Origin of the sequence: Nostoc cf. edaphicum LEGE 07299, from assembly GCF_015207245.1 — a bacterium.
Lineage (GTDB): Bacteria > Cyanobacteriota > Cyanobacteriia > Cyanobacteriales > Nostocaceae > Nostoc > Nostoc edaphicum_B.
The window spans coordinates 1-2621 of record NZ_JADEXF010000992.1 but is presented as its reverse complement, the minus strand read 5'-3'; the positions used below and the strand labels follow the sequence as shown (position 1 = coordinate 2621).

The window sequence follows — 2621 nt, the reverse complement described above, 5'->3', positions numbered from 1 at the left end:
GACATATGGTGCTGCTGGTTCACTGGTGGTAATTTTAGCTTGGGTTAATTATGCCGCACAAATTCTTTTCTTCGGTGCAGAATTTACTCAAGTTTATTCCCGAAGGCATGGCAGCGGCATAGTTCCAACTAAAAATGCTGTACATCTATCTGATAATACAAACTATAATGGCAAGGCTCCAAGAGAACAAGCATCGAGTCAGAAAAAGCCATCCTCTCGCTTTATTAATCGCTTTTTTCAGTATTTTAGAAAGCCCAAACGCTTAAAGCAGAGAAGAAAAAATCAGCGTTTTTAATCCTTGATTACTGGAGATTTATATTGTAAATCTGATAGATATTGAAGTATCTAATATCCAGCCCAGTTAATTAGTTCTTATTGCAACAGTTGGTCAGTACAGTATTCAGCAATTCTGAATCTTTTATACTGGGTTTTTCCAGAATTGTATTGAAAAAGAAAGAAAATTAGTGCTAATGGAAAAATGGTTTTTTATCAATTGGCAAGCAATTTTTATTCCTAGCATCAGCATCTTTGAATTGATTATCCGCGGATCGCTGGTATATTTAGCGCTATTCTCAGTACTACGCCTACTTCCTAGTCGGCAATTAGGAACACTAGGAATTACTGATTTACTTGTAGTTGTGCTATTTGCGGAAGCTGCTCAAAATGCTATGGCAAGTAATTACACATCAATTACTGAAGGGGCGATTCTGGTCGGAACAGTGATTTTTTGGAGTTACTTGCTAAACTGGTTAGGCTACAAACTTCCCCAGTTTCAACGTTTCTTGAATCCGCCACCGTTACTACTGGTAAAAAACGGTCGGATGATTGAACGCCATCTGCAACGAGAGTTAATTACAGATGATGAGTTGATGAGCAAGTTACGTCAGCAAGGTGTGGAATTTTTGGCTGATGTGAAGTTGGCATATATGGAGGCTGATGGCAGGATTAGTATTATCACAACGGATTCAAAAACTGGTTCCGTTCCTGAGTAAAAAGTACCGTTAAAAAGCGATGTACATTAATTAGACTGTAAAATATGACGGTTGTATTCTGTGCCGAACTGTGATTGAGCGTTATACTTTGCCCGAAATGGCTAATCTGTGGAGTGAAACCTATAAACTAAAAACTTGGCTGCAAGTCGAAATTGCTGTTTGTGAGGCTCAAGCTGAACTTGGTTACATTCCGTCTGAGGCGGTTGAGGAAATTAAGGCCAAGGCAGATTTTGATCCAAAGCGGGTGCTAGAAATTGAGGCTGTAGTCCGCCACGATGTCATTGCTTTTTTGACAAACGTCAATGAATATGTTGGTGATGCCGGACGCTACATTCACCTGGGTTTAACTAGTTCGGATGTTTTGGATACAGCTTTAGCACTGCAATTAGTTGCCAGCTTGGATATATTATTGCAACGTTTGGAAGATTTGATTCAGGTAATTCGCCAAAAAGCACGGGAACATCGTCATACAGTGATGGCTGGCCGATCGCACGGTATTCATGCTGAACCGATTACTTTTGGTTTTAAACTAGCTGGTTGGTTAGCAGAAGTGTTGCGACACCAAGAACGCTTGAGAATACTCCGCCAAACGATCGCTGTGGGTAAGATTTCTGGTGCAGTCGGAACATACGCCAATATTGAACCGCGTGTAGAAGCGATCGCTTGTCAAAAACTCGGACTCGAACCCGATACGGCCTCAACCCAAGTTATTTCCCGCGATCGCCACGCCGACTACGTGCAACAATTAGCTTTGGTAGCCGCAACCATCGATCGCTTTGCTGTAGAAATTCGTAATCTCCAAAAAACAGACGTTTTGGAAGTTGAAGAATTCTTCGCCAAAGGTCAAAAAGGCTCCTCAGCCATGCCACACAAGCGCAACCCCATCCGTTCGGAACGACTGACGGGAATGGCACGACTCGTCAGAAGTCATGCTGGTGCAGCTTTAGAAAACGTTGCTTTATGGCATGAGCGAGATATTTCTCACAGTTCTGTAGAACGGGTAATTTTGCCAGATGCTTGTACTTTGACCCACTTTATGTTGTCAGAAATAACCGATTTGGTCAAAAACCTGTTGGTCTATCCTGAGAACATGAAACGGAATCTCAACTGTTACGGCGGCGTTGTGTTCAGCCAGAAAGTGTTACTGGCTTTAATAGACAAAGGAAGTAGCCGAGAAGAAGCTTATGCGATCGTTCAAGAAAGCGCTCACGCCGCTTGGAATCAGCCAGAAGGAAACTTCCAAGACTTGATTAGCAAAGATCCGCGTGTTACCCAAAAGTTGTCTCCAGCAGAACTAGAGGTTTGTTTCGACCCCCAGCAACATCTGCGGCATTTAGAAGAAGTTTACCAACGATTAGGTATTTAGGATTAATTTGTTTGTAGTAAGCGCTTAAGCGCTTACTACAAACTTGTTACCCCAAAAATACGCAGATATGCTCAAAAAAGATATACAGCGAATTTCAAGTTAGTGAGGTACGCAAGCTAAGTCTCAAAGCCAGGTATAAAGCCTGTTTTACTTCTGTTAGCACAGCCCATTCTAATCCTTCGGCAGGCTCAGGGCATCGCTCCTGAATCTGAATTCTGCTGTATAAAGATACCAACAACATTTAATATTGCAATCTGTTTGAT

Annotated in this window: 2 protein-coding genes and 1 pseudogene; all 3 read left to right on the top strand. The window is 42.0% G+C overall.

The features are described 5' to 3' along the window. Positions 1–295: pseudogene (locus tag IQ229_RS23520) on the top strand (YhjD/YihY/BrkB family envelope integrity protein); the annotation flags it as partial. Positions 296–470: 175 nt separating this feature from the next. Further along, positions 471–992: a DUF421 domain-containing protein gene (locus IQ229_RS23515; RefSeq protein WP_194047912.1), complete on the top strand. Its 522-nt coding sequence runs from the start codon at positions 471–473 to the stop codon at positions 990–992. A 70-nt stretch (positions 993–1062) separates the two neighbouring features. Further along, positions 1063–2358 (top strand): adenylosuccinate lyase, encoded by a 1296-nt coding sequence (purB, locus tag IQ229_RS23510; RefSeq protein ID WP_194047910.1) that lies wholly within the window; start codon positions 1063–1065, stop codon positions 2356–2358. The last annotated feature ends 263 nt before the right edge of the window (positions 2359–2621 follow it).